Origin of the sequence: Burkholderia sp. Cy-637 (assembly GCF_011753175.1) — a bacterium.
Lineage (GTDB): Bacteria > Pseudomonadota > Gammaproteobacteria > Burkholderiales > Burkholderiaceae > Burkholderia > Burkholderia gladioli.
This window is the reverse complement of the sequence record NZ_VWWC01000048.1, coordinates 1-12,640: the sequence shown is the minus strand read 5'-3', so window position 1 is coordinate 12,640 and position 12,640 is coordinate 1. Positions and strand designations below refer to the sequence as shown.

The following is a 12,640-nucleotide window of genomic DNA, read 5'->3' as shown; positions in this document are numbered from 1 at the left end:
AGTATTCAAAAAGTAATCGTTAATGCGCTTGAGCGGCGGCTGCGTTCATCGGATCGTCGCGAAGGCGAGCTTGAGGCCGAAGCCGATGAACAGACTGCCCACGCCGCTGGCCGCGCCCGCCGCGAGCTTGCGGCGGCGGCGAAACTGTTCGGCAAGACGTGCGCCCGCGAAGATCAGCGTGCTCAGGTACAGGAAGCTCGTGAACTGCGAGATCGCGCCCAGCACGACGAAGGACACCACCGGGTAGCGGTAGCTCGGATCGACGAACTGGATGAAGAACGAGATGAAGAACAGGATCGCCTTCGGATTCAGCAGGCTGACGACCAGCGCCTTGCGGAACGGCCGCTCGCCGTCCACGGTGCGCGCGGGGGCCGTCGGCGCGGGGGCCGCGGTGCCGGCGCGCGAGGCGCGCAGCGCCCGCCAGCCGCCGCGCAGCATGCCGAAGCCGATGTAGAACAGGTAGGCGGCGCCGCCATACTTGACGACCGAGAACAGCAGCGGGTTGGCCTTGAGCAGCGAAGCGACGCCGGCCGCCGACAGCAGCATCAGCACCGCGTCGCCGACGAACACGCCGCAGGCCGCGCGATAACCGGCCTTGACCCCGCGCTGCGCCGCCAGCGACAGCACGTACATCGAATTCGGGCCGGGCAGCAGGATGATGAACACCACGCCGACGACGTAGGTCCAGAAATCCGTGATCCCGAGTGCATGTCCGAACATGATGTGCCGTCTCCGCTCGCTCAGGCGCTGCGCGCCTTCGCGGTTTCCATCAGCGAGGTGAAGCGATCGAACAGGTAGCCGATGTCGTGCGGGCCCGGCGAAGCTTCCGGGTGGCCCTGGAAGCAGAAGGCCGGCTTGTCGGTCAGCTCGAAGCCCTGCAGCGTGCCGTCGAACAGCGAGACGTGGGTGGCGCGCGCATTGGCCGGCAGCGAGTCGGCGTCGACCGCGAAACCGTGGTTCTGCGAGGTGATCACCACGCGGCCGTCGGTCAGGTCCTTCACCGGGTGGTTCGCGCCGTGGTGGCCGGTCTTCATCTTCAGCGTCTTGGCGCCGACCGCCAGGCCCATGATCTGGTGGCCCAGGCAGATGCCGAAGGTCGGCACGCCGCGCTCGATGAACTCCTTGGCGGCGGCGATCGCGTAGTCGCAGGGCTCCGGATCGCCGGGGCCGTTCGACAGGAACACGCCGTCCGGATTCAGCGCCAGCGCCTCGGCCGCGCTCGCCTGGGCGGGCAGCACCGTGACGTCGCAGCCGCGCTCGGCCAGCATGCGCAGGATGTTGTACTTGACGCCGAAATCGTAGGCGACGACCTTGAAGCGCGGCGCGCTCTGCTCGCCGTAGCCGCTGCCGAGGCGCCACTCGCTCTGCTTCCAGGCGAACGGCTTGTCGGTCGAGACCACCTTCGCGAGATCCATGCCGGCCAGGCCCGGGAACGAGCGCGCCAGCGCGACCGCCTTGGCCTCGTCGTCGGAACCGGCCAGGATGCAGCCGTTCTGCGCACCCTTGTCGCGCAGCACGCGGGTCAGCTTGCGGGTGTCGATGCCGGCGATCGCGACCACGCCTTCGTCGCGCAGGTAGTCGCCGAGCGTGCGGTCCATGCGGAAGTTGGACGCCAGCACCGGCAGGTCGCGGATGATCAGGCCGGCGGCGTGCACCTTGGTGGCTTCGACGTCTTCGTGGTTGACGCCGACATTACCGATGTGGGGATACGTGAGCGTTACGATCTGCCGCGCGTAGCTCGGGTCGGTCAGGATTTCCTGATAGCCGGTGATCGCGGTATTGAACACGACTTCGCCGATCGTATGGCCGGCCGCGCCAATCGAATAACCGCGAAACACCGTGCCGTCGGCGAGTGCGAGCAAGGCGGGAGAAAAAGACGGCAACACGGGAGGCTCCTTGGGGGACACCCTTGCTGCCGACCTGTCGACCTGCCGCGGCCGGTTCGCCTCACGGGAGGCGTTCGCCGGCGCTCGCTCGGCTCACCCGGACGACGCGCCGGACCTGCGCCGGCTCGATGGATCGGCAGGCTGCATTCGGCGGCGTCGCGTGCCGGGAGGCAGGCGGCGGAAGACGGGGATTTGGAGGTAGGCGCTAGGGTGCGGGGTTGAATTGCACAAACCTTCAAATTATAGCGTGAAACGGGACCTATCTCAAATCGGATCTACCCAGCCTTGTGTGACAAGGGTTTGACCGCCGGGTTTGACCGCCGGGCCCGGCGACATCGGCCGATTCCTCGACAGCAGCCGGCGTCGAACGATTCGAAAGGGTCGGAACCACCGCACCAGCCGCCCCGCCTTGCTCCAGCGATCTCAGGACGAGGGATGCTGCCCGGCCCCGATCCGCGCACGTCCCGGCAGCACGTACCAGATCGCGCTGGCCAGTTGCAGCGCGACCAGCACGCCCCAGGCCGTCAGGTGCGCGGCGGCGGGATAGCGGCCGCCCAGCGTCGGCCATTGCGACAGCACCGCGCCGACCCCGACCTGGAAGCCGAAGATCAGCAGGAAGATCACCAGGGTCAGTGTGGTGTTGGCGCGACCGATCAGGTGCGAGGGGAAATGCTCGGCGAGGATCGCGTAGCTGAGGATGCCGATCCCGCCGAACGCGCCGTAGGCGGCCCACAGCACCACGGCCGGCAGCGGCGCGCGCAGCATGATCGCCAACTGGGTGAGCACGAAGCAGCCCATGCCGATCCCGCAGAAGGCATAGACCGACAGGCCGCGGCGTTCCAGCAGGCGCGCCGCCGCGCCGGTGCCGACGCTGCCCGCCATCATCGCCAGGCCGATCACCGACACCAGCGCGGCCGCCTCGCGCGGCGCCAGGCCCATCACGTCGCGCATCCAGGCGCCGACCCACAGCGACTGCATGGCGTAGAACACACCCTGCGTGAGCACCGAGAACGAGGCGATCTTCCAGAACGCCGGGCTCTTCAGGATGTGCCAGGTGCCCTTGAACTGGCTGCCGATGCTGGCCTGGCGATGGGTGCGCGCGGCGTCCGGCGCGCCGAGCCAGATCAGCGCGGCCACCGCCACGGTAAACAGCACCAGCCCCGCGCAGACCGCGCGCCAGCCCACGAAGCCGAGCGTCCAGGCCAGCGGCGAGCCGACCGCCACGCCGCCGAAGCCGCCCACCGCCATCACGAAGCCGTTCACCATCGGCAGCCGCGCGATCGGGAAATGCTCGGCGATCGCCTTGAAGGCCGCGCCCAGGCAGACCGACACGCCGATCCCGATCAGCAGGCGCCCCGCCATCAGCGCGCCGATCCCGTGGCCGAGCCCGAACAGGCCGATGCCGGCCGCCGCGAACAGCAGCATCGCGGCCGTCACGCGGCGCGGGCCGTAATGGTCGAGCAGCACGCCGGCCGGGATCTGCGCGCCGGCGAAGCCGAGGAAATAGAGGCTGGTCAGCAGCCCGAGATCGGCGGCCGACAGGCCGAGCTCGTGCGTGATCAGCGGCGCGAAGCCGAGATTGACGCCCCGGAACACGTAGGAAACGAAATACCCGATCGAAAACAGCGTGAACACGCGCAGCTGGACGGAAGACATGCGGCTTACCTCGAATGCGCCGCGCGCGATGGCGCGCGGCCGACCCAAAACGAAAACGCCGTCACCTCGGTGACGGCGTGCGGGCGGATCATAAGCGACGCGCGGCGGATCGGGCGCAATGCCCCCGCGCGCGCGGCGACCGAATCGCGTTACTTCTTCTTGCTCTTGTTCGAGGCGGTCTTGGCGGCCGGCTTGGCAGGCTTCGCGGCGGCCGGCTTGGCGGCGGCCTTGGCCGGCGCGGCGCGCCCACCGCGCTTGCTGGCCTTGCCGCCGGTGTGCAGGCTGGCGCGTTCGACGCGCGCGCCGCCCGTCGAGGTGGCGATCCGCTGCGGACCCGGCTCGGCCGGCACCGCGCGGCCCACCGGCACGTGCAGCACCAGGGTCTGGCCCGGGCTGACCTGGTCGCGGCGCGTGCGGTTCCAGGCCTTCAACTGCCCGATCGACACGCCATAGCGGCTCGCCACCGCGGCCATCGACTGCGAGCGGCGCACCCGGATCAGCATCTTGCGCGTATCCGGCACGTCCGGCTCCATCGCCAGCACGGCATTCTCGGCGACGTCGGCGCTGACGTCCTCGTCGTCGTCGCCGCCGCGCGGCACCACGATGGTCGAGCCCGGCTTCAGGCGCATCCCGGCGGGGATCTTGTTGACGGCCATCAGCGTGTCGGCGTCGACCCCGATCTTCTCGGCGATCGCCGCCGGGCGCGCGCGCTCGGTGACGGTATAGGTGGTCCAGCTCGACAACTGGCCGTCGTAGGACTTCAGGCCCTTCTCGAACTGCGAGGCATTGTCGAAGGGCAGCAGGATCTGCGGCTGGGTCGCGCCGAGGATCACCGGCTTCGCAAACGACGGGTTGAGCGCCTTGAACTCCTCGAGCGACAGGCCCGCGAGCTGCGCGGCCATCTTCACGTCGATGTCGTGCGAGGTGGTGACCGTGACGAAATACGGGTGGTTCGGGATGTCGGGCAGGCTCAGGCCGTACTGCTGCGGATTGGCGATGATGTTCTTGACCGCCTGCAGCTTGGGCACGTAGTTGCGCGTCTCGTTCGGCATGCGCAGGCTCTGGTAGTCGGTCGGCAGGCCGGCCGCCTGGTTGCGCGCGATCGCGCGCTGCACGTTGCCCTCGCCCCAGTTGTAGGCCGCCAGCGCCAGGTACCAGTCGCCGAACATGTCATGCAGGCGCGACAGGTAGTCGAGCGCGGCGCTGGTCGAGGCCAGCACGTCGCGGCGCTCGTCCTGCCACATGTTCTGCTTGAGGTTGTAGGTGCGGCCCGTACCGGGCACGAACTGCCACATGCCGGCCGCCTTGGCCACCGACAGGGCCTGCGGGTTGTAGGCCGACTCGATGAAGGGCAGCAGCGCCAGCTCGGTCGGCATGTTGCGTGCCTCGAGCTCCTCGACGATGTGATAGAGGTACTTCTGCGAGCGCTCGGTCATGCGCTGCACGTAGTCGGGGCGCTCGGTGTACCAGGTCGTCTGCATGTCGACCAGGTCGCTCTGCAGGTCGGGCATCTGGAAGCCGCGGCGGATGCGCGCCCACAGATCGGGATCCTTGGTGGTCAGCTCGCCGACCGACTGCTTGTCGACGTCGACGGTTTCCTTGGAGGTGGCGGACTTGCGGAGAAAATCGGAGGCGGCTTGCGGGTCGGAAGCGGCGGCGGTGGGGGCGGTCGGCCCCGGGCTGGCACAGGCTGCCAGCAACAGGACCAATAGCGCACTGATCAGGAATCGCATGTAAATCTCGGCTTCCAACGGCTGGAAATTGCAGGCGATAGTAAGGTAGGCGCGCGCATCGCGTCAATAAAAACGCCTAAAAATGCAGATAAATCCTATATTTGGGGCGCATTCTCCAGATTCCGCTTGAGCATCTGCCTGCCGCCTTCAGGGATTTACCGTACCTCGCCTCGGCGGGCCGTGGAACCCGCTCGGTCGCGCGCTCCCGCCCGAGGCCGCGCGAGTCCCGATGATGCGCGCCTTATGCGCCGGGGAAGGTGAAGAATTGTTGCGGCAGGCGGCGGGATCGCGCGCCCCGCGCCGGTCGGGGCGCCGCGCGAGCGCGGCGGAGCCATGTGGAACGAAGCAGGCCCGGCAGCAACGGCTGCCGACGGGATCAGCGGAAGCGGTTCTTCCACTCCCGCATCAGCGTGAAGGCGGCCAGCCGGTCGGCCGGCGCCTCATGCAGCTCGGCCTCGAGAGTGGCCGCGATCGCGGCGCTGTCGGCGCGCAGGAAAGGATTGACGGCGCGCTCGTGCGCGATGGTGGTCGGCAGGGTCGGCTCGCCGCGCGCGCGGCGAGCCGAGGCATCGTCGCGCCAGGCCGCCAGCGCGGCATTGTCGGGCTCGCAGGCGAGCGCGAAGCGGATATTGGAGAGCGTGTACTCGTGCGCGCAATGCACCTGGGTCTCGCCGGGCAACGCGGCCAGCGCGTCGAGCGAGGCCAGCATCTGGGCCGGGGTGCCTTCGAACAGGCGGCCGCAGCCGCAGGAGAACAGCGTGTCGCCGCAGAACAGGTGCGGCGCCGGATGGCCTGCACCGGCCGCCTGGTAATAGGCGATATGGCCGCGCGTGTGGCCCGGCACGTCGAACACCTCGAACTCGAGCGCGGGCTTGCCGATGCGCACGCGCGCGCCGCCCGCGAGCGGCTCGCTGACCTGGGCGATGCCCTCGCCCGCCGGCCCGTAGACGGGCACCGGGCCGGCGTCGGCGGCATGCGCGAGCAACTCGGCCACACCGCCGACGTGGTCGGCATGGTGGTGGGTGAGTAGAATAGCGGCTAGCCGCCAGCCCCGTGCCTCGAGATATCGCCGCACCGGGGCGGCGTCGCCCGGATCGACGGCGACCGCGTCGCTGCCATCCGACACGAGCCAGATATAGTTGTCCTCAAATGCCGGCACCGGCACGTATTCCAGCTCGTTCATGGGCGCGCACTCATCGATATGTCAGACCGTCCGATTATAGACTGGCCCGCCTGGAGCGCCTCGCCGCCCGGCCGCTACGTGCTCGAGTGGGAACAGGCCCAGCTCGACCGCGTGGTGTCCGACGTGTTCGGCTTCCACGCCTTGCAACTGGGCCTGCCGCAACTCGATTCGCTGCGCGAGAACCGCATGCCCGGCCGCGGTCTCGTGCTGGACCCGGCCAGCGGCGCCAGCGCGCCGTTCCGCTATCCGTGGGCGGGCGACCCGCCGGGCCCGCATCACGCGCCGGCCGGGCGCAGCACCGTCTGGTGCGACCTGCTCGAGCTGCCGTTCGAATCGCAGAGCGTCGACCTGATCGTGATGCCGCACACGCTGGAATTCACCGCCGACCCGCACGGCCTGCTGCGCGAGGTCGAGCGGGTGCTGATGCCGGAAGGCCGGCTGGTGATCACGGGCTTCAACTCCCTGAGCCTGTGGGGCGCCCGGCAGTCGGTCGGGCGCATCGCCAACCGGCCCTTCGTGCCGGCCGCGCGCGACCCGATCGCCTTCATCCGCCTCAAGGACTGGATGAAGCTGCTCGGCTTCGACATCGAGCGCGGCCGCTTCGGCTGCTACCGCCCGCCGCTGGCCACCGACAAGTGGATGGCGCGCTACGCCTTCATGGAGGCCGCCGGCGACCGCTGGTGGCCGATCTTCGGCGCGGTCTACATGGTCACCGCGGTCAAGCGCGTGCGCGAAATGCGGCTGGTCGGCCCGATCCGGGTCCGCAAGCCCGTGCGCGCGCCCGGCCTCGCGCCCGCCGCCACCCCCACCACCCATCAAGAGCATTCATGACGTTGCAATCGATCGATATCTATACCGACGGCGCCTGCAAGGGCAATCCCGGCCCCGGCGGCTGGGGCGCCCTGCTGCGCTTCGGCGACCAGGAAAAGGAACTGTTCGGCGGCGAGCCCGGCACCACCAACAACCGCATGGAGCTGCTGGCCGTGATCAAGGCACTCGAGGCGCTCAAGCGCCGCTGCCGCGTGGTCGTGCACACCGATTCGCAATACGTGCAGAAAGGCATCAGCGAGTGGATCCACGGCTGGAAGAAAAAAGGCTGGGTGACCGCGGCGAAGACGCCGGTCAAGAATGCCGATCTCTGGAAGCGGCTCGACGAGCTGGTGGTCGGCCACGAGATCGAATGGCGCTGGGTCAAGGGCCATGCCGGCCACGCCGAGAACGAGCGCGCCGACGCGCTCGCCAACCGCGGCGTCGAATCGCTGTCGCAGCAGGCCTGAGCGGCCCGCGCCCCTTGCCCCGCCTCTTGCCCTCACACGCCGGCCCCCGCGCCGGCCATCCTGAAGAACACCCATGCGCCAGATCATTCTCGATACCGAAACCACCGGCCTGAACGCCCGCACCGGCGACCGCATCATCGAAATCGGCTGCGTGGAAATGCTCAACCGCCGGCTGACCGGCAACAACCTGCATTTCTACGTGAATCCGGAACGCGACAGCGATCCGGGCGCGCTGGCCGTGCACGGCCTGACCACCGAATTCCTCAGCGACAAGCCGAAGTTCGCCGAGGTCGCCCATGCGATCTGCGATTTCGTGCGCGGCGCCGAGCTGATCATCCACAACGCGCCCTTCGACATCGGCTTCATCGACGCCGAGTTCGAGCGCGTCGGCCTGCCGTCGCTGAACCAGCACTGCGGCGGCGTGATCGACACGCTGGTGCAGGCCAAGCAGATGTTCCCCGGCAAGCGCAACTCGCTCGACGCGCTGTGCGACCGGTTCGGCATCAGCAACGCGCACCGCACGCTGCACGGCGCGCTGCTCGACTCGGAGCTGCTCGCCGAGGTCTACCTGGCGATGACGCGCGGCCAGGAAAGCCTGGTGATCGACATGCTCGGCGATGGCGACGACGCGGGTGGCGCGAGCGGCACGGCGCGCGTCTCGCTGGCCACGCTGGCGCTGCCGGTGCTGGCCGCCAGCGAGGACGAGCTGGCCGCGCACCTGGCGCAGCTCGACGATCTCGACAAGTCGGTCAAGGGCGCCTGCGTCTGGCGCAAGGAAGACGCACCGGCTGCCTGACGGCGGCTGCGCATCGCGAAGTGGCCGCCGCCCGGGCGGCCCGCGGTCGAATTCGCCGGCCCGGCGATATCGGGCAGCCGGCCGCTGCCGTCGCTCAGCCGCGCGGCTGCAGCGCGATCACCGCCATCCCGGCCAGCGCCAGCGCGGCGCCGGCCACGTCCCAGCGCGTCAGCGGCACGCCGTCCACCACCCGCAGCCAGGCCAGCGCCACCGCGATATAGACCCCGCCGTAAGCGGCATAGATGCGCCCCGCCGCCGACGGATGCAGGGTCAGCAGCCAGGCGAACAGCGCCAGCGAGAGCGCCGCGGGCAGGTACAGCCAGGCGCTGCGGCCGCCCTTGAGCACCAGCCAGGGCAGATAGCAGCCGACGATCTCGGCCAGCGCGGTGAGGACGAACAATCCTCCGATCCTGAACAATTCGGGCATGACCTTGGATGCGGCCGAGGCGCGACCGCGCAATGAATGAACGGAAAGAAAAACGGGGTCATCGTACCCGGGAACGGGTGATGCCACGCGCGAGCGCGCCAGCGCCGCGCATTCCCGCCGAGCCCCGTGGCACGGGGATCGCGCCGCCAATTTGCACGATCTCCTGCCATTGTGCTAACATGGCGCCTCTTTCATTTATCTATTTCGTTCATTTAGCTTTTCGCAACGAGCGTCCGCGGTCCTCCGCCCTCGCCCCGTCGCACGAAATATCGATCACAGGCAGCGTGTCCGTTCCGGGCATCCTCGCTTCGTTTCAACGCCCTTAACAGGGTTCGTTACCGGTCGCAGGCGCCACGCCGCGCACCGGTCGCCGTCGGTCCCCCTTGTCAGGCCAGCCCGGCGGCAATCTCATGAGCGCATCGACGCGGCGGCCACAGGCGCGCCGCACGCGGCCCCTTTCCGAGCTCCGGCGTCCCGTGCGCCCGACGTTTCCGTGCCGCCACGCCGCTGCGCTCCCCGGCAAACCGTGGCGATGTCCGCGCCTTCCCGCGCCGCCGTCGTCCGCTGTCAAAGGAGCCCTTATCTTGACCGCCTCACACGTCAGCCCTTCCGCTGCCTCTTCCGCTAGCGCGTCGTCCATCGACGCCCCCGTCACGGTCAACGACATCACCGTGGTCGACCAGTCCCTGCTCAAGCGCGCGGTGCGCGCGATGGCCATCGGCAATGCGATGGAATGGTTCGATTTCGGCGTCTACAGCTACATCGCCGTGACGCTCGGCCAGGTGTTCTTCCCCTCGAGCAATCCTTCCGCGCAGTTGCTGGCCACCTTCGGCACCTTCGCGGCCGCCTTCCTGGTGCGCCCGCTGGGCGGCATGGTGTTCGGCCCGCTGGGCGACCGCATCGGCCGCCAGCGCGTGCTCGCCATGACCATGATCCTGATGGCGCTCGGCACCTTCTCGATCGGCCTGATCCCCGGCTACGACTCGATCGGCATCATGGCGCCGGTGCTGCTGCTGGTCGCGCGCCTGGTGCAGGGCTTCTCGACCGGCGGCGAATACGGCGGCGCGGCCACCTTCATCGCCGAGTTCTCGACCGACAAGCGCCGCGGCTTCATGGGCAGCTTCCTCGAGTTCGGCACCCTGATCGGCTACGTGATGGGCGCCGGCGTGGTGGCCCTGCTCAGCGCCCTGCTCTCGCACGAAGCGCTGCTGTCCTGGGGCTGGCGCGTGCCCTTCCTGGTGGCCGGCCCGCTCGGCCTGATCGGGCTGTACATCCGCATGAAGCTGGAAGAGACGCCGGCCTTCAAGCGCCAGGCCGAGCTGCGCGAGGCGCAGGACAAGGCCATGCCGAAGGTCAATTTCCGCGAGACGCTCGGCCGCCACTGGCGCGCCATGCTGCTCTGCGTGGGCCTGGTGCTGATCTTCAACGTCACCGACTACATGGCGCTGTCCTACCTGCCGAGCTACCTGTCCTCGACGCTGCACTTCGACGAGTCGCACGGCCTGATGCTGGTGCTGCTGGTGATGGTCCTGATGATGCCGATGACGCTGGCCGCCGGCCGCCTGTCCGACCTGGTGGGCCGCAAGCCGGTGATGCTGGCCGGCTGTGTCGGCCTGCTGGCGCTGTCGATCCCGGCGCTGATGCTGATCCGCACCGGCGAGATGCTGCCCGTGTTCGGCGGCCTGCTGATCCTCGGCGTGCTGCTGTCCTGCTTCTGCGGGGTGATGCCCTCGGCGCTGCCGGCGCTGTTCCCGACCGAGATCCGCTACGGCGCGCTGGCGATCGGCTTCAATATCTCGGTCTCGCTGTTCGGCGGCACCACGCCGCTGGTCACCGCCTGGCTGGTGGATCGCACCGGCAACCTGATGATGCCGGCCTATTACTTGATGGGGGCGGCCGTGATCGGCGCGATCTCGGTGCTCTCGCTGCGCGAGACGGCGCGCCAGCCGCTCAAGGGCTCCCCGCCGGCGGTCGCCTCGCGTCGCGAAGCCCATGCGCTGGTGCGCGAGCTGCGCGAACACGCCCACGAGGAAACCGACAAGGGCTACCCGGAAGTCTCGGCGGCCCGCGCCTGAGGCTGCGGCGGGGGCTCGGCTCCCGCCGCCGGCAATCCCGAGACACCGCGTCGATCTCGCCGGTCGGCGCGGTTTTTTTATTGCCTGCCGCCCGCCGCTTCATCCTTTTCCTCTACGCCCAAAAACGAACACCCCCGCCGAGGCGGGGGTGTCTGTCGTCCTGCGTCCTGAACGGCGCGGCGGCGAGCCGCCGCCGCATCAATGCACGGCGCAGTGGCAGTTGCGGCAGGCCAGGCAGTCGATCAGCGAACGCGAGCGCTCGACCGCGGCGCGCACGCCGCGGCCCGCCACCACGAAGCCGACCTGCCCGAGATTGAAGTCGAGCGTCACCATCAGTTGCATCAGCGAGACCATCGGCAGCACGACGGACGGGTGATACAGGCGATTTTCGATCAGGGTTCTCATGGCGGGCTCCGGCGGACGATGGTTGGGCGACGGAGTGAATTCTACGGAGCGGCCGCCGGCGGATAAACCTGCCGGCGCCGAAGTCACTTGTTTGCCCGGCAGAACAATCGCCGTGCCTGCCGCGGGTGGCCGCGGCCCTGCCCGATCAGTCCAGCGGCGTGCCGGCGAACTCGGGCAGCGCCTCGGCGCGCGCCGACAGCGCGGCGATGCTCGGGTAGCGCTCGGCGTCGACGGCGGCCAGGGCCGGGTGATCGGGCCGCACGTACTGCGTGAAGCGCCAGACCACCGCCAGCGCCACGTCGGCCTGCGTGATGCGCTCGCCGAGCAGCCAGCCGGTGGTGCCGAGGATGCGCGCCTCGAGCGCGCCGTAGGCGCCGTCGAGCTGCTGCACGATCCGGTCGAGCCAGGGCTGGTGCAGCTTCTCGTCGGGCCGCTGGCCGCATTCGTAGACTACCTGCACGGTCTTCTCGGCCGCCGCCAGGGCGAGGCCGATCAGTTCCAGGGAGCGCAGCCGCGCGGCGGCATCCACCGGCAGCAGGCGCCGCTGCGGCTCGACCAGGTGGTCCAGGTAGTCGCAGATCAGCGAGGAGTCGAGCACCATGGTGCCGTCGTCGGTCAACAGCGTGGGCGCCTTGACCACCGGGTTCACCGCCCTGAATTCGTCGAAATGACGAAACACCGACAGCGGCTGGTGCTCGAACGACAGCCCGAGCAGCTTGGCCGACACGGCGGCGCGACGAACGTAGGGCGAATCCAGCATTCCGATCAGCTTCATCTGAGTCTCACTCGGTTGACGGCGGGACCGACGACTGTAACAGCGTCGCGCGGCCCGGCGCCAGTGCCGGAACCGCCGGGAAGAGCGGGAAGGCCTCGCCCCGTCGATTCAGCAGGCGGCCAGCCAACCGGCCAGCGAGGGCCACAGGCCGCGATTGTCGTCGCGGAAATAACCCGCCTGGCCGATCGGGGCATGCCCCGGATGCGGGGCGATCCAGCGCAACTCGAGCTCGGCATGGATGAATTGCCGGTGCAGCGCGCTGACGGCGGCCGAGGGCGCCAGGGGATCGTCCTCGACTGCGTAGGCGAGAAGCGGGCCGCGATAGGCCTCGAAACCGGCGCGCGATGCCGGCCCCGCCGCATCCAGGTCGCCGCCCGCCTGCCGGCAGCCGCGCGCCCAGTCGCGCGCGATGCCCGCCGGCACGTCG

Annotated in this window: 12 protein-coding genes and 1 pseudogene; 4 read left to right on the top strand and 9 right to left on the bottom strand. The window is 69.2% G+C overall.

Annotation, left to right across the window (positions count from 1 at the left end; all coding sequences use genetic code 11):
- Positions 1–45: 45 nt before the first annotated feature.
- The 5 genes from leuE to gloB form a co-directional block, all read right to left on the bottom strand.
- Positions 46–720: a leucine efflux protein LeuE gene (leuE, locus tag F3J10_RS15295; protein ID WP_025098576.1), complete on the bottom strand. Its 675-nt coding sequence runs from the start codon at positions 718–720 to the stop codon at positions 46–48.
- A 20-nt stretch (positions 721–740) separates the two neighbouring features.
- On the bottom strand, positions 741–1,886 hold the full coding sequence (gene carA, locus F3J10_RS15290; RefSeq protein ID WP_025098577.1) for a glutamine-hydrolyzing carbamoyl-phosphate synthase small subunit: 1,146 nt from the start codon (positions 1,884–1,886) through the stop codon (positions 741–743).
- Between the two features lie 423 nt (positions 1,887–2,309).
- A complete protein-coding gene (locus F3J10_RS15285; RefSeq protein ID WP_167242407.1) occupies positions 2,310–3,542 on the bottom strand; it encodes an MFS transporter in 1,233 nt (410 codons plus the stop codon).
- A 149-nt stretch (positions 3,543–3,691) separates the two neighbouring features.
- The gene (locus F3J10_RS15280; protein ID WP_167242406.1) at positions 3,692–5,275 is read right to left on the bottom strand and encodes a transglycosylase SLT domain-containing protein; all 1,584 of its coding nucleotides are present in this window, start codon (positions 5,273–5,275) and stop codon (positions 3,692–3,694) included.
- A gap of 376 nt (positions 5,276–5,651) precedes the next feature.
- Entirely contained in the window at positions 5,652–6,458 is an 807-nt protein-coding gene (gene gloB / locus F3J10_RS15275) for a hydroxyacylglutathione hydrolase (RefSeq protein ID WP_167233747.1), read from the bottom strand.
- Positions 6,459–6,476: 18 nt separating this feature from the next.
- On the opposite strand from gloB, the gene F3J10_RS15270 reads away from it, so the two are divergent.
- The 3 genes from F3J10_RS15270 to dnaQ all read left to right on the top strand — a co-directional run bounded on the left by F3J10_RS15270 (position 6,477) and on the right by dnaQ (position 8,531).
- Entirely contained in the window at positions 6,477–7,289 is an 813-nt protein-coding gene (locus tag F3J10_RS15270; RefSeq protein WP_025098581.1) for a class I SAM-dependent methyltransferase, read from the top strand.
- On the top strand, positions 7,286–7,735 hold the full coding sequence (rnhA, locus tag F3J10_RS15265) for a ribonuclease HI (RefSeq protein ID WP_025098582.1): 450 nt from the start codon (positions 7,286–7,288) through the stop codon (positions 7,733–7,735). Before F3J10_RS15270 ends, rnhA begins: the two co-directional genes overlap by 4 nt.
- A gap of 73 nt (positions 7,736–7,808) precedes the next feature.
- Complete coding sequence (dnaQ, locus tag F3J10_RS15260; RefSeq protein WP_167242405.1) at positions 7,809–8,531, top strand: DNA polymerase III subunit epsilon; 723 nt, start codon at positions 7,809–7,811, stop codon at positions 8,529–8,531.
- Positions 8,532–8,625: 94 nt separating this feature from the next.
- Here dnaQ and F3J10_RS15255 read toward each other — a convergent pair whose 3' ends face one another.
- On the bottom strand, positions 8,626–8,958 hold the full coding sequence (locus F3J10_RS15255; RefSeq protein ID WP_025098584.1) for a YnfA family protein: 333 nt from the start codon (positions 8,956–8,958) through the stop codon (positions 8,626–8,628).
- Between the two features lie 584 nt (positions 8,959–9,542).
- On the opposite strand from F3J10_RS15255, the gene proP reads away from it, so the two are divergent.
- Positions 9,543–11,033: a glycine betaine/L-proline transporter ProP gene (gene proP, locus F3J10_RS15250; protein WP_167242404.1), complete on the top strand. Its 1,491-nt coding sequence runs from the start codon at positions 9,543–9,545 to the stop codon at positions 11,031–11,033.
- Positions 11,034–11,231: 198 nt separating this feature from the next.
- Here proP and F3J10_RS15245 read toward each other — a convergent pair whose 3' ends face one another.
- The 3 genes and pseudogenes from F3J10_RS15245 to F3J10_RS15235 form a co-directional block, all read right to left on the bottom strand.
- On the bottom strand, positions 11,232–11,438 hold the full coding sequence (locus tag F3J10_RS15245) for a hypothetical protein (protein ID WP_013697349.1): 207 nt from the start codon (positions 11,436–11,438) through the stop codon (positions 11,232–11,234).
- Between the two features lie 145 nt (positions 11,439–11,583).
- Positions 11,584–12,213, bottom strand: a complete 630-nt coding sequence (locus F3J10_RS15240; RefSeq protein WP_167233743.1) for a glutathione S-transferase family protein — start codon at positions 12,211–12,213, stop codon at positions 11,584–11,586.
- Between the two features lie 108 nt (positions 12,214–12,321).
- Positions 12,322–12,640: pseudogene (locus F3J10_RS15235) on the bottom strand (alpha/beta hydrolase); the annotation flags it as partial.

What these genes read in the sequence shown, in the direction of transcription:
- leuE (WP_025098576.1), bottom strand. Translation starts at nt 720, where the DNA reads ATGTTCGGACATGCACTCGGGATCACGGATTTCTGGACCTACGTCGTC.
- rnhA (WP_025098582.1), top strand. Translation starts at nt 7,286, where the DNA reads ATGACGTTGCAATCGATCGATATCTATACCGACGGCGCCTGCAAGGGC.
- F3J10_RS15285 (WP_167242407.1), bottom strand. Translation starts at nt 3,542, where the DNA reads ATGTCTTCCGTCCAGCTGCGCGTGTTCACGCTGTTTTCGATCGGGTAT.
- gloB (WP_167233747.1), bottom strand. Translation starts at nt 6,458, where the DNA reads ATGAACGAGCTGGAATACGTGCCGGTGCCGGCATTTGAGGACAACTAT.
- F3J10_RS15255 (WP_025098584.1), bottom strand. Translation starts at nt 8,958, where the DNA reads ATGCCCGAATTGTTCAGGATCGGAGGATTGTTCGTCCTCACCGCGCTG.
- F3J10_RS15245 (WP_013697349.1), bottom strand. Translation starts at nt 11,438, where the DNA reads ATGAGAACCCTGATCGAAAATCGCCTGTATCACCCGTCCGTCGTGCTG.
- dnaQ (WP_167242405.1), top strand. Translation starts at nt 7,809, where the DNA reads ATGCGCCAGATCATTCTCGATACCGAAACCACCGGCCTGAACGCCCGC.
- F3J10_RS15270 (WP_025098581.1), top strand. Translation starts at nt 6,477, where the DNA reads ATGTCAGACCGTCCGATTATAGACTGGCCCGCCTGGAGCGCCTCGCCG.
- F3J10_RS15280 (WP_167242406.1), bottom strand. Translation starts at nt 5,275, where the DNA reads ATGCGATTCCTGATCAGTGCGCTATTGGTCCTGTTGCTGGCAGCCTGT.
- F3J10_RS15240 (WP_167233743.1), bottom strand. Translation starts at nt 12,213, where the DNA reads ATGAAGCTGATCGGAATGCTGGATTCGCCCTACGTTCGTCGCGCCGCC.